The sequence below is a fragment of the Calidifontibacter terrae genome (assembly GCF_054778835.1).
Genome location: NZ_BAAGZF010000002.1, coordinates 91454 through 110254 on the forward strand (window position 1 = coordinate 91454; position 18801 = coordinate 110254).

18 protein-coding genes and 2 tRNA genes are annotated in these 18801 nt (G+C 65.0%); 12 read left to right on the forward strand and 8 right to left on the reverse strand.

From position 1 onward, the window contains the following. Positions 1-142: 142 nt before the first annotated feature. The 8 genes from ACYU98_RS03120 to rpmH all read right to left on the reverse strand — a co-directional run bounded on the left by ACYU98_RS03120 (position 143) and on the right by rpmH (position 5660). Positions 143-1135 (reverse strand): ParB/RepB/Spo0J family partition protein, encoded by a 993-nt coding sequence (locus ACYU98_RS03120; protein ID WP_460466728.1) that lies wholly within the window; start codon positions 1133-1135, stop codon positions 143-145. 207 nt (positions 1136-1342) lie between these two features. Beyond that, positions 1343-2554, reverse strand: a complete 1212-nt coding sequence (locus ACYU98_RS03125; RefSeq protein WP_460466729.1) for a ParA family protein — start codon at positions 2552-2554, stop codon at positions 1343-1345. Then, positions 2554-3261, reverse strand: coding sequence for a 16S rRNA (guanine(527)-N(7))-methyltransferase RsmG (rsmG, locus tag ACYU98_RS03130; RefSeq protein ID WP_460466730.1), 708 nt, complete (start codon positions 3259-3261; stop codon positions 2554-2556). Before rsmG ends, ACYU98_RS03125 begins: the two co-directional genes overlap by 1 nt. Before the next feature lie 37 nt (positions 3262-3298). Next, a complete protein-coding gene (locus ACYU98_RS03135) occupies positions 3299-3808 on the reverse strand; it encodes a Jag family protein (protein ID WP_460466731.1) in 510 nt (169 codons plus the stop codon). A gap of 52 nt (positions 3809-3860) precedes the next feature. Beyond that, entirely contained in the window at positions 3861-4880 is a 1020-nt protein-coding gene (yidC, locus tag ACYU98_RS03140; protein WP_460466732.1) for a membrane protein insertase YidC, read from the reverse strand. Positions 4881-4903: 23 nt separating this feature from the next. Continuing rightward, positions 4904-5152, reverse strand: a complete 249-nt coding sequence (yidD, locus tag ACYU98_RS03145; RefSeq protein WP_460466733.1) for a membrane protein insertion efficiency factor YidD — start codon at positions 5150-5152, stop codon at positions 4904-4906. Further along, positions 5149-5487 (reverse strand): ribonuclease P protein component, encoded by a 339-nt coding sequence (rnpA, locus tag ACYU98_RS03150; protein WP_460466734.1) that lies wholly within the window; start codon positions 5485-5487, stop codon positions 5149-5151. Before rnpA ends, yidD begins: the two co-directional genes overlap by 4 nt. Before the next feature lie 35 nt (positions 5488-5522). Then, entirely contained in the window at positions 5523-5660 is a 138-nt protein-coding gene (gene rpmH / locus ACYU98_RS03155) for a 50S ribosomal protein L34 (RefSeq protein ID WP_460466735.1), read from the reverse strand. A gap of 486 nt (positions 5661-6146) precedes the next feature. Here rpmH and dnaA point away from each other — a divergent pair, with 486 nt between their 5' ends. The 12 genes from dnaA to ACYU98_RS03215 all read left to right on the forward strand — a co-directional run bounded on the left by dnaA (position 6147) and on the right by ACYU98_RS03215 (position 18722). Then, the gene (gene dnaA / locus ACYU98_RS03160; RefSeq protein WP_460466736.1) at positions 6147-7592 is read left to right on the forward strand and encodes a chromosomal replication initiator protein DnaA; all 1446 of its coding nucleotides are present in this window, start codon (positions 6147-6149) and stop codon (positions 7590-7592) included. A 607-nt stretch (positions 7593-8199) separates the two neighbouring features. After that, positions 8200-9330 (forward strand): DNA polymerase III subunit beta, encoded by a 1131-nt coding sequence (gene dnaN / locus ACYU98_RS03165; RefSeq protein ID WP_460466737.1) that lies wholly within the window; start codon positions 8200-8202, stop codon positions 9328-9330. Between the two features lie 49 nt (positions 9331-9379). After that, the gene (gnd, locus tag ACYU98_RS03170; RefSeq protein ID WP_460466738.1) at positions 9380-10366 is read left to right on the forward strand and encodes a phosphogluconate dehydrogenase (NAD(+)-dependent, decarboxylating); all 987 of its coding nucleotides are present in this window, start codon (positions 9380-9382) and stop codon (positions 10364-10366) included. A 30-nt stretch (positions 10367-10396) separates the two neighbouring features. Further along, the gene (recF, locus tag ACYU98_RS03175) at positions 10397-11545 is read left to right on the forward strand and encodes a DNA replication/repair protein RecF (protein ID WP_460466739.1); all 1149 of its coding nucleotides are present in this window, start codon (positions 10397-10399) and stop codon (positions 11543-11545) included. Positions 11546-11554: 9 nt separating this feature from the next. Further along, positions 11555-12067, forward strand: coding sequence for a DciA family protein (locus ACYU98_RS03180; protein WP_460466740.1), 513 nt, complete (start codon positions 11555-11557; stop codon positions 12065-12067). Between the two features lie 49 nt (positions 12068-12116). Further along, positions 12117-12857, forward strand: a complete 741-nt coding sequence (locus ACYU98_RS03185) for a hypothetical protein (protein WP_460466741.1) — start codon at positions 12117-12119, stop codon at positions 12855-12857. 168 nt (positions 12858-13025) lie between these two features. Further along, positions 13026-15104, forward strand: a complete 2079-nt coding sequence (gyrB, locus tag ACYU98_RS03190; RefSeq protein WP_460466742.1) for a DNA topoisomerase (ATP-hydrolyzing) subunit B — start codon at positions 13026-13028, stop codon at positions 15102-15104. 54 nt (positions 15105-15158) lie between these two features. Continuing rightward, complete coding sequence (gene gyrA / locus ACYU98_RS03195) at positions 15159-17747, forward strand: DNA gyrase subunit A (protein ID WP_460466743.1); 2589 nt, start codon at positions 15159-15161, stop codon at positions 17745-17747. Further along, on the forward strand, positions 17744-18277 hold the full coding sequence (locus ACYU98_RS03200; protein ID WP_460466744.1) for a DUF3566 domain-containing protein: 534 nt from the start codon (positions 17744-17746) through the stop codon (positions 18275-18277). The genes gyrA and ACYU98_RS03200 overlap by 4 nt, the downstream gene beginning before the upstream one ends. A gap of 77 nt (positions 18278-18354) precedes the next feature. Then, positions 18355-18431 (forward strand) — tRNA-Ile (locus ACYU98_RS03205). Positions 18432-18461: 30 nt separating this feature from the next. Continuing rightward, positions 18462-18614, forward strand: coding sequence for a DLW-39 family protein (locus ACYU98_RS03210; protein ID WP_460466745.1), 153 nt, complete (start codon positions 18462-18464; stop codon positions 18612-18614). Between the two features lie 32 nt (positions 18615-18646). Next, positions 18647-18722 (forward strand) — tRNA-Ala (locus ACYU98_RS03215). Positions 18723-18801: the final 79 nt, after the last annotated feature.

Here is an 18801-nt window from a genome sequence, read left to right on the forward strand (position 1 = left end):
CGACAAAGGTTTTCGGTGCTTCTGCCGTCCTGTTGGTTGAGCCGGTCGGGGCGGCCTCCGTTGGTTGAGCCGAGCCGCACCTCCGTTGGTTGAGCCGGGCCGGAGCGCTAGCGCAGGCCCGTGTCGAAACCAAGCAACCGACTCACTCCTGGTGGGCGAGGCCCAACGCGCTCAGAATGCGGTCGAGGTCGTCCGAGCCGCCGAATTCCACGGTGATCTTGCCCTTCGAGCGACCCATCGCGATGTTGACCCGAGTATCGAGGCGATCCGAAAGGTTTGCGGCCAGGTCGGCGTACTTCTCGGTGTTCTCACGTGAGGCTGTCTGCCGCTTGGGCTTCTCGTCGCGGGCGCCCATGGAGACGATCTCTTCGGTGCTGCGTACGGACAAGCCCTCCGCGACGATCCGCTGAGCGAGTCGCTCCATCGCGGCCGCGTCAGCCAGGCCCAGCAGAGCGCGGGCGTGGCCCGCTGATAGAACGTTCGCCGCGACGCGCCGCTGCACCAACGGGGGGAGCTTGAGCAAGCGGATCGTGTTGGAGATCTGCGGTCGGCTTCGCCCGATGCGTCCGGCCAGTTCGTCGTGGGTGCAGGAGAAGTCGTCCAGCAGTTGTTGGTAGGCCGCCGCCTCCTCGAGCGGGTTCAGCTGGCTGCGGTGCAGGTTCTCCAGCAAGGCGTCGCGCAGCAGGTCGTCGTCCTGAGTGCTGCGGATGATCGCCGGAACGGCTTCCTTACCGGCCGCCCTCGAGGCGCGCAGACGGCGTTCACCCATGATGAGTTCGTGGGTGATGTCACCCTCGGGCGCCAGGAGGGCGCGTACGACGATCGGCTGGAGAACGCCGATCTCTCGAATACTGTGCGTGAGTTCCGCTAGATCATCGTCGTCGAAGACCTGGCGCGGCTGGCGCGGGTTCGGCCGGATCGCGGCGACTGGGATTTCGGCGAATTCGGCGCCTGGGACGGCGCGCAGAGCACTCTCAGCCTCGGTCGTGCTGCCTTCAGGGGAGGAGTTGGCGTTGTTTCCCGTGAAACCAGACCCATAGAAGACGTCACTTGGACGCGATACAGAGGTTTGGTCACTGGTCGGAATCAGGGCGCCGAGTCCTCGTCCGAGGCCGCGCTGTCGCTTGTCGCTCACAAGGGGAGAGTCTACGTGAGTGTGTTTCACGTGGAACGCGGGCCCGTGGCCCCGTGGGGTTCTGTTGTGTGGACGCCCGATGCGCGCGTTGTTTCACGTGGAACGGGCCGGTCTGCCGCTCGCCAGGGGGTGTGAGCCGAACTCCAGGAGGTTGCCACCCAGGCTCGGTCGGCGCCTGGCTCAACCAACGCACTCGTTGCGGAGTGGTTACGACCTCGCGGCGAGCTCGGTCGCGGCTTCCAGGTATGAGAGTGCGCCGGTGGAGCTGGGGTCGTACGTGATCACGGTCTGGCCGAAGCTGGGGGCTTCGGAGATCCGGACCGACCGGGGGATGCGGGTGCGCAGCACCTGATCGGGGAAGTGGGCCTTCACTTCGCCGGCGACCTGAGCTGAGAGGTTGGTGCGGGCGTCGTACATCGTCATCAGGATGGTGCTGACCGCCAGCGTCGGATTCAGGTGCTTCTTGATCAGCTCGATGTTGTTGAGCAGCTGCGACAGACCCTCAAGCGCGTAGTACTCACACTGGATCGGGATGAAGACCTCGGTGGCGGCGACGAAGGCGTTGACAGTCAGCAGGCCAAGGCTGGGCGGACAGTCGATCAGGACGTAGTCGAAGCGCTCTTCCTGGGACATCCCGGCGAACTGCCGGGCGAGTGCGGTCTTCAGTCGACTCTCGCGCGCTACCAGCGACACGAGTTCAATCTCCGCACCGGCTAGGTCGATGGTCGCGGGGGCGCAGAACAGGTTCGGAACGTCCGGGCATGCCTGCACGACATTGCTCAGCTCATCGCCGTCAACGACAACGTCGTAGATGCTCGGCACCTCGGCGTGATGGTCGATGCCCAGGGCCGTGCTGGCATTCCCCTGCGGGTCGATGTCGATGACCAGCACCCGCAGACCTTTCTGGGCGAGCGCAGCAGCAATGTTCACCGTAGTGGTCGTCTTGCCGACGCCACCCTTCTGGTTAGCCACCGTCATGATCCGGGGCTGGTGAGGGCGCTGTACGGCGGCCGCGAGCACCTGGCTGCGCCGGGTTTTCTGGTCGGTCAAGGCAGCCAAGATGGGGGAGTCGGTCGGCGTCTCATCGACAGCCGGCAGGTCGGCGCTGCGCTCGGCCCGCTCCCGGACAGGCGTGGTGACCGGGGCGGTGGCACTCGACGACGCAGTCTTCACCCGTCGTGCCGCGATCGCGTCTGCGGCGGGTTCCTCATCCTTCGCGGCTTCCTCCGAAGCGGGCTCGGCGACTGCCTCAACCCCGCTGACCGCGGCCGCAGTTTCACGTGGAACGACGTGCTGGTCGACGGCCGCTGGGATCGTCGTGGCCGAGGATCTGGTCACCGGCGCCTGCCAGCCAATCGCGGTCGGCGACGGCGACGGGGAGCTCGCCTGCCACCCAGTCGGGGTGCTTGCTTCGCTCATCACTTTCTCCTCTGCTTGCGACGACGGTTGCCTTCCCGGTGCGACGCACCGTTGGACACCTTCGTACGGCGGCCGTTACGGGTCACGCGGCCGTCGATCGACACGCTCACCACCACGGTCTCCGGGTCGACAATCCCTGCACCGCAACGCAGTACTTCGATCTGGTCGGCGCCCATGGACTCGAGCACCGTACGCGCTTCGTCGACTTCTTCTTGGGCCGAGGACCCCTTCAGGGCCAACATCCGTCCACCTGCGGTCAGCAGCGGGAGAGACCACTGCGACAAGGTGTCGAGCCTGGCCACCGCGCGTGAGGTGACGATGTCGACCTCGACGTCGTCGCACTGCTCGGCTCGGGCGCGTCGAATGGTGACGTTCTCCAAGTCGAGGTCGTCTCTGACGTCGTCGAGCCAGGTCACCCGACGAAGCAGGGGCTCAATCAGGGTGATCGTGATGTCCGGGCGGGCGATCGCGAGCACCAGCCCGGGCAGGCCGGCGCCCGATCCAACATCGGCCACCCGAACTCCCTGTGGCAACAGATCGGCTACGACTGCACAATTCAAGACGTGCCGGTCCCACAACCGCGGAACCTCCCGCGGACCCACCAGGCCGTGCGACACCCCGGTGTCGGCGAGGTGCCCAGCGAACCGCTCCATCAAGGGCAGGCGATCGCCCAGGTAGGTCGCAGCCGCCGCGGGTGCGGGCGGCATCGGCTCGGCAGGTTTCACGTGAATCCGAGGAACGCGGTCAGGCCGGGATGACGACGACGAAGCGACGCGGGTCGACGCCCTCGGACTCCGAGGACAGGCCCGCTTCGAGGACGGCGTCGTGGACAACCTTGCGTTCAAACGCGGTCATCGGGTCCAGCGTAATTCGCTCGCCGGTCTCCTTGGCGCGGGCAACAGCCTCCTGGGCAACCTGCACCAGCGAGTTGCGCTTCTCCGCGCGGTAACCGCCGATGTCGAGCATCAGCCGGCTGCGCTGACCGGTCTCGGCCTGCACCGCCAACCGGGTCAACTCCTGCAAGGCGTCCAGCACCTTGCCGTCGGAACCGACCAGTCGGCGGGGAACGCGACCCTCGTCCGAGTCAACGATCGACACCATCGCGCGGTCACCCTCGACATCCACGTCGAGGTCGCCGTCCATGTCGGCGATATCCAGCAAGTTCTCCAGGAAATCGGCGGCGATTTCGCCTTCGCGCTCCAGCAGGTCAGCGGGCTCGGCGACCGACTCGGTCACCGTGTTCTCGTCAGTCATCAACAACTCTTTCAGTGATCAGACAGGGGGAAGGGAAAGGTGGGTGCAGCGCTCAGCGCTTGCGGTTCTTGGTGTTCTTGCCACGCTTGGGCTGGACCCGCTGACCGCTGGCCTTGCCGGCAGCGCTGCCCTCGGCGGTTGACAGACCCGGCGTTCCCGGCGTCTTGACCAGGTCGACGGTCGACTCCTCCTCGGAGTTGTTGGACAACCCCGGGATGGTCAGCTTCTTGATCTCCTTGCCCTTTGCGCGGCGACGGGCTTCCAGGGCCCTCTCGGCCTCTGAACCAGGCGTCGGCATCCGGCGGATCACGTAGAACTGCTGCGCGAGGGTCCACAGGTTGGTGGTCACCCAGTAAAGAAGGACACCAATCGGGAAGTTCACACCGGTGATCGCAAAGAACAGCGGCATCACGTACATGATGATTTTCTGCTGCTTGGCCATCGGGTTGTCCAGTGCGGTGGCCGGCATGTTGCGGCGCATCAGCTGCTGCTGGGTGAAGAAGACGGTCGCCGACATCATGATGATCAGGCAGACGGTCAGGACCTTCACCGACGCCTGGTGGGATCCCAGGAAGGTGTCACTCAGCTTGGCGCCGAACAGGGTCGAACTCTCCGCCGAACGGGCCAGGCTCTTGGTCAGGACACCGATCGGGTCGTGGCGCCCATCGGCGATCTTGCCGAGGTTGTTGAGCACCCGGAACAACGCGAAGAAGAACGGTGACTGCAGCAGGATCGGCATACAGGAGCTGAACGGGTTGGTGCCCGTGCGCTTGTAGAGGGCCATCGTCTCTTCCGTCATCTTCTGACGGGACTCCGGATCCTTCTTGCCCTTGTATTTCTTCTGAATCTTCTGCAACTCGGGCTGGATCAACTGCATCCGCCGCGAGCTCTTGATCTGCTTGACGAACAGCGGGATCAGCAGGATGCGCAGCACCACCACCAGGCCGGCGATCGACAGGGCCCAGGTCCACCCTGAGTTGGTGTCCATGCCCAGGGTGACGAAGAGCTTGTGGAAGCTCACCATCACGAAGGCTACGAACCATTCGAGGGGGAAGAGCAGCGTGTCGAGCATGATGTCCTTGTCGTCAGCGGATGTCAGGAAGTATGCGGTACGCGGTCGGGCACGTGATCAACGCCGCCGGGGTTCCACGGGTTGCAACGCGCGAGGCGCTTCAGAGTGAGCCAGCTGCCCTTAATCGGGCCGAATCGTTGCAGCGCCGTGACCGCGTAGGCCGAACAACTGGGTGTGAACCGGCAACTGGGCGGCAACATGGGGGAGATCAGCTTTTGGTAGCCCTTGACCAGGATGATCAGCGGCCATGCCAGCACCCGACCGATGTTCATCGGGTGCCCGCCAGGGCCTTGGGAATGAGTCGGTCCAATTCACGAGCCAACTCGGCGCTGTCGGCGGTCGCGGCGCCCGACTGAGCGCGTACGACGATCAGCGAGCCCGCGGGGAAGGACCCCAAACGCTCATTCATCAGGTGTCGCAAACGGCGCTGGGTTCGGTGGCGTACGACCGAATTTCCGACGGCCTTGGACACGACGAAGCCGACACGGCTCGAAAGCGTGTCGGCAAACTCGTCGGGCGTCCGCACATGAACGACCATCAGTCGCCCACCAGCGCGTCCGCTGCCCCGAAACCGGAGAACCGCCGCAAACTCCTGCGACGAGCGCATCCGGTGCGCAGCCGGCAACACCGCCGGTCAGCGCGTCAGGCGGACAGACGCTCGCGACCCTTGCGGCGGCGCTGCGCCAGGATCGAACGTCCGGCGCGGGTGCGCATGCGCAGACGGAAACCGTGGGTCTTGGACCGACGGCGGGTGTTCGGCTGGAAAGTACGCTTGCTCACGTCGATGTCTCCACTCGTGACGGGCCCGGTTGGCCCGTTCTTCTGGCTGGCTGGTGCGTGTCGTCCGTTCGCACACCGTCACCGCGTCCGCAGGACGGGCGCAGCACAGCTCATCCGCGTGGGATGCCGATGATCTGAACGACACAAAAGGTCAGTCATCCACGATACGGGCAGTCCAGTGGGCCGGTCAAACTGAGACTCCCGGTTCGCCGCACGTGGACGAAACCAGCCATCCGAACACGTGTCGCGCGTCACGTCCACGACCTCGGTCGGCGTGTCGCAAAGAGTTTCGCCGTTCGGGTTGCCCGGCCTCCCGATTTCTTGTTAGCGTCGGCGCTCGTACCTCGTTTCAGAGTTATACACACCCTGTGGATATGTCTGTGGATGACCGCGTACGCTGATCCGCGATCCGCACGCTTGGTGTGGTGGATCCGCCGAGTGCACCGCACTCACGAGGTGCCGTCAACGTTCGAGAGGGGTCCGCGGGTGACCGACGCCGAGGTCGATCTGGCCCACGTCTGGCATGCCACTCTGCTCGGCTTGGAAGACACCGGGGTTCCCGCGCGTGACCGCGCTTTCCTGCGCATCGCCCGGCTGGTTGGCATCGTCGGGGAGACCGCGCTGCTGGCCGTCCCCTACGACCACACCAAGACCTACGTCGAATCGACGCTGAACGAACCGGTCTGCACCGCGCTGGCCCAGGAACTCGGCCACCCCGTCCGACTGGCGGTGACCGTCGATGAGTCCTTGGCGATCGTGGAGCCGGACGACGACGATGGACCCTCGCTGGTCGAGTCGGTCGAAGACCAGGAGCAGTTCGGGCAGACCGAACTGAAGGTCGCCACCCCCGCGCCTCGGCAGAACATCAGCGTCAATCAGCTCGACGACGCCCGCTTGAACCCGCGCTACACCTTCGACACTTTCGTCGTCGGTCAGGGCAACCGGTTCGCCTGCGCGGCGGCGCAGGCAGTCGCCGAAACGCCGGCGCGCTCGTACAACCCGTTGTTTGTCTACGGATCCTCGGGACTGGGCAAGACCCACCTGCTGCACGCCATCGGCAACTACGTGCGCAGCTACTACTCGCAGCTGCGGGTGCTCTATGTGAACTCCGAGGAGTTCACCAACGACTTCATCAACTCCATCCGCGACGACAACGCCTCGAACTTCCAGAAGCGTTATCGCGACAACGTCGATGTGTTGCTGATCGACGACGTGCAGTTCCTGCAGAACAAGGACGGCACCCAGGAGGAGTTCTTCCACACCTTCAACGCGCTGCACAACAGCCAGAAGCAGATCGTGCTGTCCAGTGACCAGCCGCCCAAGAAGTTGAATGGACTGGAGGACCGGTTGCGGTCCCGCTTCGAGTGGGGCCTGACCACCGACGTCACCCCGCCCGATCTGGAAACCCGTATCGCGATTCTGCGCAAGAAGGCGCGCGCGGAGAACATGGCGTTGCCGGATGAGGTGCTGTCGTTGATTGCGGACAAGGTGCCCACCAACATCCGTGAGCTCGAGGGCGCGCTGATCCGGGTGACCGCCTATGCGTCGGTCTCGAAGCAGAACGTCACCTTGGAGAGCGCCTCGCAGGTGCTCAAGGACCTGATGGCCGGCACCTCCGCGGGGCAGATCACCATTCCGCTGATCATGAATCAGTCGTCGAAGTATTTCGAGGTCAGCGTCGACGACCTCTGCGGCTCGTCTCGTTCGCGCAGCCTGGCCAACGCCCGGCAAATCGCGATGTACCTCTGCCGCGAGCTCACCGACGAGTCGTTGCCCCGAATCGGCAAGCATTTCGGTGGCCGCGACCACACGACCGTGATGTACGCCGACCGCAAGATCCGCGAACTCATGGGTTCGAAGCCGAGCCTGTTCGACCAGATCACCGAGTTGACCTCGCAGATCCGCCGGGCCGCCAACGGCGCCCGCGCCTGAAACTCACACCTTTCTCCACAGGAAGGCCGCATCCGCGGGTTCGCCGCCCGATGAACGGGGCACGACCGTCGGGCATCTTCTGCCATCTTTTCCGGCAACAATCCACCTCCTTATCCACAGACTGTGGATAAACCTCTCCACCGGCCAAGCAGTCCGACAGCGACCTGGCGAAGGTCGTCCGCACTCGCCTTCCACACCATGGCTGTGGAAAACCGGTCGAATCTGTGGACAACAGGGGTTTTTCTCCACAGATCGAGGAGGTTGAGGTGTGCACGACTTTTGTCATTCCACAGGTCGGTCGGGTTTTCCGAGGGTCTCTCCACGGCGCAGTGCACACCCACGAACGCCCCCCACCTGCGGCGATGGACGTTTTCCACAGAACTCACAACTGCTACTACTACCAACAACTATCTCCAGCAGAATCTTCGTTGACCGAGAACTGCACAGAGCCACCGGAGAACCTCGGGCCGCGGTTTCGTCCGGCCAGTTGGTGCGGATAGGCTCGCCGAGCGTCTGGTGTGACTAGCATCAGCAGCGCGTACGGCGTGGCAGCTTGACCGAGCCCGTCGACGATGTAGAGCCATCCCGAACGAAGGAAACACTGGTCGTGAAGCTGCAGGTCGAACGCGACGTCCTGGCCGAAGCCGTCACTTGGGCTGTTCGTGGGCTGTCCCCGCGCCCGCCGGTGCCGGTGCTGTCCGGGGTGCTGCTCGAAGCCACCGCCGAGGGCCTGACCCTGTCGGCCTTCGACTACGAGGTCTCGGCGAAGGTCACCGTGCCGGCTTCGGTCGATGAACCCGGCGTCGCGCTGGTTCCCGGCAAGCTGCTCGCTGACATCTCCCGGTCGTTCAAGAACAAGCCGGTCACCCTGACCGCCGACGGCCACAAGGTCGAGGTCGTCTGTGGCACCAGCCGCTTCGCGCTGCCTCAGATGCCGACCGCGGACTACCCGACGCTGCCGACCTCCCCCGAGCCGTCCGGCTCCGTGGCCGGCGATGTGTTCACCACCGCCGTCTCGCAGGTCGCCATCGCGGCTGACAAGTCCGACACGTTGCCGATCCTGACCGGTGTTCGGGTTGAGATCGAAGGCGAGAAGGTCACCCTGCTGGCGACCGACCGCTACCGCCTGGCGATGCGCGAGTTCACCTGGAACCCCACGGCCGCCGATGCCGCCCATGTCGCGCTCATCCCGGCCCGCACCCTCGCTGACACCGCTCGCGCGCTGGGCGCATCCGGCTCGGTCAACCTCGCGCTGGGAACCGCCGCCGGGGGCGAGGGCCTGGTCGGTTTCGAGGCCGGTCAACGACACACCACCACCCGGTTGCTCTCGGGCGACTACCCGAAGGTCACCTCGATCTTCCCGACCAGTGTCGACACCACCGTGGTCATCAACACCGCCGAGCTGAGCGAGGCGACCAAGCGTGTCTCCCTGGTCGCGGAGCGCAACACCCCCGTACGCCTGCGGTTCACCGAGGGTCAAGTGACCATCGAAGCGGGCCAGGGCGACGACGCGCAGGCCAGCGAGGCCCTCGAAGCCGACCTGACCGGACCCGAGATCGACATCGCGTTCAACCCGCAGTTCCTGCTCGACGGCCTCGGCGCCGTCGGCACCCCGTACGTTCGGTTGTCCTTCACCCAGCCCAGCCGACCGGCCGTGATGTCGGGCCAGGCGGAGCAGGACGGCGACGCGGACGAGAGCTTCCGTTACGTGCTGATGCCGGTGCGATTCGCCAGCTGACGCGAGTAGCGTCACCTCCGGAAATACTTCCCTCTTGAAGGAGCCAACCGTGCAGATGGGTTTGATCGGCCTCGGCAAAATGGGCGGCAACATGCGTGACCGCCTCAAGGCTGCCGGCCACGACATCGTCGGCTATGACCGCAACCCGGACATCAGTGATGCCAAGGACCTGAAGGACCTCGTGTCCAAGCTGGACGCGCCGCGCGCAGTCTGGGTGATGGTTCCGGCCGGAGACCCGACCCGCGACACCATCAAGCAGCTCGGCGAGCTGTTGGAGACTGGCGACGTCGTGATCGACGGTGGCAACTCCCGCTTCACCGATGACCAGGCCAACGCCGAAATGCTCAAGCAACAGGGCGTTGAGTTCGTCGACTGTGGTGTCTCCGGAGGTGTCTGGGGCAAAGAAAACGGCTACGGCCTGATGTGCGGTGGCGACCCCAAGAACATCGAGCGGCTGATGCCGATCTTCGACGCGCTGCGCCCCGAAGGTCCGCGCGACGAGGGCTGGGTTCACGCCGGCGCCGTGGGGGCTGGCCACTACGCGAAGATGGTTCACAACGGCATCGAGTACGGCCTGATGCACGCTTACGCCGAGGGCTGGGAACTGCTCGAGGCAAAGGACATCGTCACCGACGTCGAGGGCTGCTTCAAGGCCTGGACCCGTGGCACCGTCGTGCGTTCCTGGCTGCTGGACCTGATGGTCAAGGCGCTGAAGGAAACCCCGCACCTCGAGGGCGTCAGCGAATACTCCACCGACTCCGGTGAAGGCCGCTGGACCCTGGAGGAGGCCATCAACTTGGCTGTCCCGATGCCGGTGCTGGCCGCCGCGCTGTTCGCCCGCTTCACCTCGCGCCAAGAGAACTCCCCGCAGATGCAGGCCGTTGCCGCGCTGCGCGGTCAGTTCGGTGGCCACGAGGTGATGAAGTTCGGTGAGGAGCCGTGGCGCAAGGACGGCAAGGCGGAGGTCTCCCCGGCCGCCGAAACGAAGTCGACGCAGGGTCAGTCGACCCCGGGAGCCAGCGCTTCCGAGCACTGAGCCCGCTGATGGCTCACCTACGATGAGCCGGTGTTCGTTCGCCACCTCTCCCTCGTGGACTTCCGGTCCTATCCCGAGGCGGAGGTGGCGCTCGAACCGGGCATCACCACGTTCGTCGGGCTGAACGGGCAAGGCAAGACCAACCTGGTCGAGGCGATCGGTTACCTCGCGTCGCTGAGCTCTCACCGAGTCTCGACCGACGCCCCCCTGGTTCGGGCGGGCGCCGAGAAGGCCTACGTCCGCGCGGCAGTCGTCCGCGATGGCCACGAGCAACAGCTCGAACTCGAACTGAATCCCGGCCGGGCCAATCGCGCCCGCGTCGGTCGATCACCTTCTACTCGCGCGCGCGACATCCTCGGCGTCATCCGAACCGTACTTTTCGCGCCCGAGGACCTCGCGCTGGTCAAGGGTGACCCCTCGACCCGGCGCGCCTTCCTGGACGACCTGCTGGTCGCTCGCCAGCCCAAGTGGGCGGCCGCGCGATCCGACTACGACAAGATTCTCAAGCAGCGCAATGCCCTGCTGCGCTCCTTCCGGGCCGGGCAAGACCGCGGAGCACTTGAGGCAACCCTGCCCGTGTGGGATGAACACCTCGCCTCGGTTGGTGCGAATCTGACCTATGCCCGCCTTCGACTCCTGCGTGACCTGCAGCCCTACGTTGCGCAGGCGTACGACCAGGTCTCCGCCGGTCAGGGCGACGCCGGGTTGACCTATCGGTCGTCGTTGCACGTGAAACTTTCCGACCAGATTGCCGCGGGCGAGGTGCCCGAACAGGACGCTCTGGTGGCGGGCATGCACGAAACCTTCGCCGACGTACGCCGTCAGGAACTGGACCGTGGGATCACCTTGGTCGGCCCACACCGCGACGAGATGGTCCTGCAGCTCGGTGACCTGCCGGCCAAGGGATATGCGAGCCACGGAGAGTCGTGGTCGTTCGCCCTTGGCATGCGCCTAGCCGCCTTCCAGTTGCTGCGGCACGACCTGGGCACCGACCCGGTGCTGGTGCTCGACGACGTGTTCGCCGAACTCGACGGCGGACGCCGGCGCCGACTGGCAGCGCTGATTGCCGACGCGGAGCAGGTCTTGATCACGGCCGCGGTGGCCGACGATGTTCCAGAGTCGCTGACCGGGCGCCGCTTTGAGGTGACGAGGGGGGTCGTCGAGCCGACGACCTCTTAGGCTGGTGGGGTGTCCGAAGACGAGCCCGACCCGTACGACCCGCAGGATGCCCTGCGGGACGCGGTCGCCCGGGCCCGTCGTACGGCGCGGGACAAGGGCCTTCGTCCCGGCCAACGGCCGATGCGCAGGCGGCGGTGGGACCAGCCAGCTGCCGCAGACTCAGGCCGTGACCCGGCCGTGCTGGGCGATCAGATGCAGCGGATGCTGCTGGATCGCGGGTGGCGAGTCGATGTGGCTGCCGGCTCGGTGTTGGCGAAATGGCCGCAGATCGTCGGCCCCGACGTCGCCAGTCACACCGAGGCGGTCGCCTTCGAGGACGGTGTGCTGACCGTGCGCGCGGACTCGACGGCCTGGCGCACCCAACTCGAATACATGACCTCCACCATCCTCGGCCAGATCGAGCAGGAGGTCGGCGCCAAGATCGTCACCGAGCTGCGGCTGGCGGGTCCTGCGACCCCGTCGTGGTCGCGTGGATTCCGCAAGGTTCACGGTGGTCGCGGCCCGAGGGACACCTACGGTTGAGGTTCGCGCTTTACACTGTCCTTCGCTCAACGGCCCCGAGGAGGCACGCGTGACCAACCAGAGCGGACCGCCGGATCGGGGCAATAATCCGGGGGACGACACCTTCGACAAGTTCTTTGGCCCAGGCCACGAGGACCCAGACCGCACCGACCCCGGCATGCCCACGGCGTACGCCGGACAGACGGCGCCTGCCGGCTATCACCAGCAGCCGACGCAGGGCGGTGGCTATTACCCAGAACCGCCGCGTGAGAAGCGCGAGCGGTCGGCGCTGATGCCGCTGTTGGTGATTGGGATCTCGCTGGTGGTGCTGGCCGTGGTTGGCTGGCTGGTCTTCCGCAGCGGCTCCAGCGGCAGCAACGCCGGTCCGAGCCAGATCCCGCTCGCCACCACCTCGGTCACCACCGATCAAAGCGGCAGCAGCTCTTCCTCGAACGGCTCCTCCAGCACGTCCAATAGCTCCAGCAGCTCGACCTCCACCAGCAGCAGTTCGTCGGCGGTCTCCCTGCCCGCGGCGCAGAGTTCCTGTGGCAGTGACACGACCTTCACGACCTCGGCTGCGGTGTCGTGTGCGTTCGCCTCGCGGATCTACTCGACTGTGCAAACTTCCCCGCCGACCGACGGTCAGTCGAGCACGTTCCAGGTCGAAAGCCTCAAGAGTGAGGGCGGCAGCGGCCTGCAGTACAACGTCACCTGCAACCACCTGACCGGCAGTTACATCGAGTGCGTCGGGGTCAGTTCACCCGATAACGGCAAGCGCCCGACGGTCTACGTGATGCCGAGCCAGAACTGATCTCGCCAATTGCGCCTGCGAGGCGCTGAACCCCTAGCCGACGTACCGGCCCTCATCCGGACCCCTGAAAATCGGTTCTATCCACCGCTGAGCGCGTCCTCGGCGGTGTGAACCGGCTGCGCACGATAGACTGTGCGGAGTTTTTGTCAGGTCTTCACGAGGAGCACTGTGACCGACACCGCGCAACCGTCCAACAGTAGTGACGAGGTCGTTTATGACGCCTCAGCGATCCAGGTGTTGGAGGGCCTCGAAGCCGTTCGCAAGCGGCCTGGCATGTACATCGGATCCACCGGAGAACGGGGTCTTCACCACCTCGTTTGGGAGATCGTCGACAACGCCGTTGACGAAGCGATGGCCGGCCACAACGACCGGGTGCTGGTCACCCTGCGCGAAGACGGCGGGGTCAGCGTCACCGACCACGGCCGCGGCATCCCGACCGGGATGAACGAGCAATACGGCATGTCGACCGTTGAACTGGTGCTGACCCAGCTGCACGCCGGTGGCAAGTTCGGCGGCGGCGGCTACAAAGTCTCCGGCGGTCTCCACGGCGTCGGTTCGTCGGTGGTCAACGCCCTGTCGAGCCGGCTCGAGGTTCAGGTCCGTCAGAACGGCCGCGTCTTCGAGATGTCCTTCGCTCACGGTGAGCCCAACGGACCGTTGGAAGACGTCCGCGCGATGGAGCCCGATGAGCCCAGCGGCACCACCCTCACCTTCTGGGCGAGCGAAGAAACGTTCGACACGACGGTCTACGACTTCGAGACCCTCCGCGCGCGGTTCCAGCAGACGGCCTTCCTCAACAAGGGCTTGACCATTTCGCTGACCGACGAGCGGGCCAAGGCAGTCGTCGAGGATGACGAAGGTCTCGACGACCTGTCGGAGATCGGGTCGGAGAGTTCCGACGCGATCGAGGTGGGGGCTGACGACTCGGGCAAGAAGCAGAAGGCCCGCACCGTCACCTACCGCTACGACAATGGTCTGCTCGACTACGTCAAGCACCTCAACAGCTCCAAGCGCAACGAGCCGGTCCACGACGACATCATCGCGTTCGAGACCGAAGACACCGAGCGGATGATGTCGGTCGAGGTCGCGATGCAGTGGACCAACTCCTACAGCGAATCGGTCCACACCTACGCCAACGCGGTGAACACCCACGAGGGCGGAACCCACGAAGAGGGCTTCCGCGCCGCGATGACCTCCCTGGTCAACAACTTCGCCCGCGAGCAGAAACTGCTCAAGGAGAAGGAGCCGAACCTCACCGGTGAAGACGTCCGTGAAGGCCTCACCGCGGTGATCTCGGTGAAGCTGGGCGAACCACAGTTCGAGGGTCAGACCAAGACCAAGCTGGGAAACTCCGAGGTCAAGGGGTTCGTGCAGACGGCCGTCCGCGACGAGTTCGAGCACTGGCTGGCCCAGCACCCGAACGAGGGCAAGGCCGTCATTCGCAAGGCTGTCCAGGCCGCTGCCGCGCGGATGGCCGCGCGCAAGGCTCGCGAGACCGCCCGCCGCAAGGGTCTGCTCGACTCTGCCGCGATGCCCGGCAAGCTCAAGGACTGCCAGAGCAACGACCCGACGATCTCCGAGGTCTACATCGTTGAGGGTGACTCGGCCGGTGGTTCGGCCACCCAGGGCCGTAACCCGCACAACCAGGCCATCCTGCCGATCCGCGGCAAGATCCTGAACGTCGAGAAGGCCCGCATCGACAAGGTGATGGCCAACAACGAAGTGCAGTCGTTGATCTCCGCGTTCGGAACCGGCTTCGGTGAGGACTTCACCATTGAGAAGGCGCGCTATCACAAGATCGTCTTGATGGCCGACGCCGATGTCGACGGCATGCACATCCGTACTCTCCTGCTGACGCTGCTCTTCCGCTTCATGCGGCCGCTGATCGAGGCCGGCTACGTCTACTTGGCGCAGCCGCCGCTTTATCGGCTCAAGTGGAGCAACCACGACCACGAGTTCGCCTTCTCTGACCGCGAGCGCGACGCGTTGATGCAGCAGGGCCAGGCGAAGGGCTGGCGGCTGCCGAAGGACAACGCGGTGCAGCGCTACAAGGGTCTGGGTGAGATGAACTACGAGGAGCTGTGGGACACCACGATGGACCCTGCCACTCGCACCCTCCTGCAGGTCACCCTCGACGACGCCGCGGCCGCCGATGAGATCTTCGCGATCCTGATGGGCGAAGACGTGGAGAGCCGGCGCGGCTTCATCCAGCGCAACGCCAAGGACGTGCGGTTCCTCGACATTTGATCGTCGCCCGCTTCTCGTACACCGACTTAGAGCTGATCTTTTCGAAGGAAACGCATGACTGACGACACGACCACACCGACCGGGGACAACGTCGACCCCGTCGACTTGAACGCCGAGATGCAGCGCAGCTACATCGAATACGCGATGAGCGTGATCGTGAGCCGCGCGCTGCCCGACGTACGAGATGGGTTGAAGCCGGTCCACCGCCGCATCGTCTACGCGATGTACGACGGTGGCTACCGCCCCGACCGCGGCTACAACAAGTGCAGCCGCGTCGTCGGTGACGTGATGGGTCAATATCACCCACACGGTGACTCGGCGATCTACGACGCGATGGTGCGTTTGGTGCAGCCGTGGTCACTGCGCTACCCACTGATTCACGGTCAGGGAAACTTCGGTTCACCGGGCAACGACGGTGCGGCAGCGCCGCGATACACCGAGTGCAAGATGGCGCCGCTGGCGATGGAACTCGTGCGCGACATCCACGAAAACACCGTGGACTTCGAGCCGAACTACGACGGCAAGACCCTGCAGCCGACGGTGTTGCCGGCGCGCTTCCCGAACCTGCTGGTCAACGGCTCGTCCGGGATCGCGGTCGGCATGGCCACCCAGATCCCGCCCCACAACCTGCGCGAGGTCGCCGCGGGCGCCACCTGGCTGCTGAACCACCCCGACGCCACCCGCGAAGAGCTGTTCAACCAGATGATGGTCACCATCCCTGGCCCGGACTTCCCGACCGGCGCGCTGATCATGGGCACCAAGGGCATCGAGGAGGCCTACCGCACCGGCCGTGGCTCGATCACGATGCGCGCGGTGGTCAATGTCGAGGAGATCCAGGGCCGCCAGTGCCTGGTCGTCACCGAGTTGCCCTACCAGGTCAACCCTGACGCCCTCGCCGAGAAGATCGCGATGCTGGTCAAGGAGGGCCGGATCGGTGGCATTGCCGACCTGCGGGACGAAACTTCCGGCCGCACCGGCCAGCGCCTGGTGGTGGTGCTCAAGCGCGACGCGGTCGCCAAGGTGGTGCTGAACAACCTCTACAAGCACACCCAGCTGCAGACCAACTTCGGCGCGAACATGGTGGCCCTCGTCGATGGGGTGCCGCGCACCCTGCCGATCTCTGCGTTCATCCGCCACTGGGTTGACCACCAGATCGAAGTCATCGTTCGGCGCACCCAATACCGCCTGGATGAGGCCGAGAAGGACATCCACATCCTGCGCGGCTACCTCAAGGCGCTGGACATGCTCGACGAGGTCATCGCCCTCATCCGGCGTTCGCCGTCGGCCGACGAGGCCAAGGGTGGCCTGATGGAGTTGCTGGATGTTGACGAGGTGCAGGCTCTGGCCATCCTCGCTCTCCAGCTGCGCCGCCTGGCGGCACTAGAGCGGCAGAAGATCCTCGACGACCACGACGAACTGCAGCGCAAGATCGATGACTACAAGGACATCCTCGCCAAGCCTGAGCGGCAGCGTCAGATCGTGCGGGATGAACTGGCCGAGATCGTTACCAAGTACGGCGACGACCGCCGCACCCAGATCGTGCCGTTCGACGGCGACATGTCTATGGAAGACCTGATCCCGGCCGAAGACGTAGTGGTCACCGTGACGCGCGGCGGCTACGCAAAACGTACGAAGGTCTCGGAATACCGTTCGCAGCGTCGCGGCGGGAAGGGCGTTCGCGGGGCGAACCTGCGCAGCGACGACGTCGTGTCGAACTTCTTCGTCACCAGCACCCACAACTGGCTGCTGTTCTTCACCAACTCGGGCCGGGTCTACCGGATCAAGGCCTACGAGTTGCCCGAGGGCAGCCGTGAGGCCAAGGGCCAGCACGTCGCGAACCTGCTGGCCTTCCAGCCGGGCGAGCAGATCGCCGGCGTGATGTCGCTGACCGGTTATGACGCCTCGGACTACCTGGTGCTCGCCACCCGCAAGGGCTTGGTCAAGAAGACCCGGTTGACCGAATACGACTCGCCGCGCTCCGGTGGTCTGATCGCGGTGAACCTGCGCGACGGCGACGAGTTGGTCGGTGCTGGCCTCTGCTCGTCGGCCGACGACATTCTGCTGGTCTCGCGCAAGGGTCAGTCGGTGCGCTTCCACGCGACCGACGACACGATCCGCCCGATGGGACGTTCGACCAGCGGGGTCACCGGCATGAAGTTCCGCGCCGGCGACGAACTGCTGTCGATCTCCGTGGTCGATGAGGGAACCGACCCCGACCTGTTCGTGGTCTTCCGCAACGGACTGGCCAAGCGCACCGCCACCTCCGAATACCCGGTCAAGGGCCGGGCCACGCTCGGGGTGAAGGTCGCCAACTTCTCCGAACGCGGCGGGGAACTGGTCGGCGCGCTGACCGTTGACGACGGTGATGAGGTCATGGTCGTGATGGAGAAGGGCAAGATCGTCCGCTCGCGGGTCGATGAGGTCCGTCGTACGGGTCGATCCACCCAGGGCGTTCAGTTCGCCACTCCAGATAAGGGTGACACGATCGTTGCCGTTGCCCGCAATGCCGAAAGTGACGTCGAGGCGCAGGAGGTTGTAGGTTCGATCGAGCCGTCAGACTCCGACGATGTGGTCGACACACCGAACGACGCGGCTACGGAGACGGGGACACCTGACACCGACAACGATGGAGGCCAGGAGTGACCACGCCCAGTGGTGGCAACACCACCTCGAAGGACCCGGCAGCGAAACTGCCTGCGGGTAGCCCGAAGAGTGCCCCGGCGCGGCGACCCAACCCGCGGGCAACCGCGGCGCGTCCAGCCACCGGGAAGCGTCCACCGGCTCGCGCCGGCCAGCGTCCGGGTCGCGCAACTCCTCGTCGGGTGCGGCTGACCGTCTCGCGGGTCGACCCGTTCTCGGTCTTCAAGATCTCCTTCCTGCTGTCCGTCGCGATCGGTGTCGCCACCGTCGTGATGGTCGGCGTCCTGTGGACCGTTCTGGCCGGGATGGGTGTCTTCGACAACATCAACGAACTGCTGCGAACCCTCGACCGTGAGGGATCCAGTTTCAATCTGATGGACTACATCGGCTTCGGTCGGGTGCTGTCTCTGTCAGTATTGATCGGGGTGATCGACGTCATCCTGATGACGGCGATCGCGACATTGATTGCCTTCTTGTACAACATCTGTGCCTCCCTGGTCGGTGGACTGCAACTCACCCTGACCGACGACTGACGGCCGTTTTGGAGCCCCGTGCCCGCATGGGGTAACCTCATTCGGCGTTGCCCTAGCGGCAACGCGGAACGGTGTACGGGCCTATAGCTCAGTCGGTTAGAGCGCTTCCCTGATAAGGAAGAGGTCACAGGTTCAAGTCCTGTTAGGCCCACCACCCGTTCATCTCACCTCGAGGAGAAAACCCATGAAGAAGGCCCTGATGGTTGTCGCCGCTGCTGGCGCCGCCGCGTTTGCTTCGCAGAAGTACAAGCAGCACTCGGTTGGCAAGGACATGTGGTCGAAGGCCTCCGACAAGCCCGGCTCCAACAGCTTCGACGCTTCGTCGACCTCCAGCTGAGTTCGCCCCGGTCCACTGACGTGGCCCGGTCTGGGGGTATGGCGCAATTGGTAGCGCACCTGCTTTGCAAGCAGGGGGTTAGGGGTTCGAGTCCCCTTACCTCCACCAGCTAGAACCGCCTCTGACTTAACGGTCAGGGGCGGTTTTTGGTTTGCTTCGATCGGCGCACGGGGTTGCTCCTAAGCTG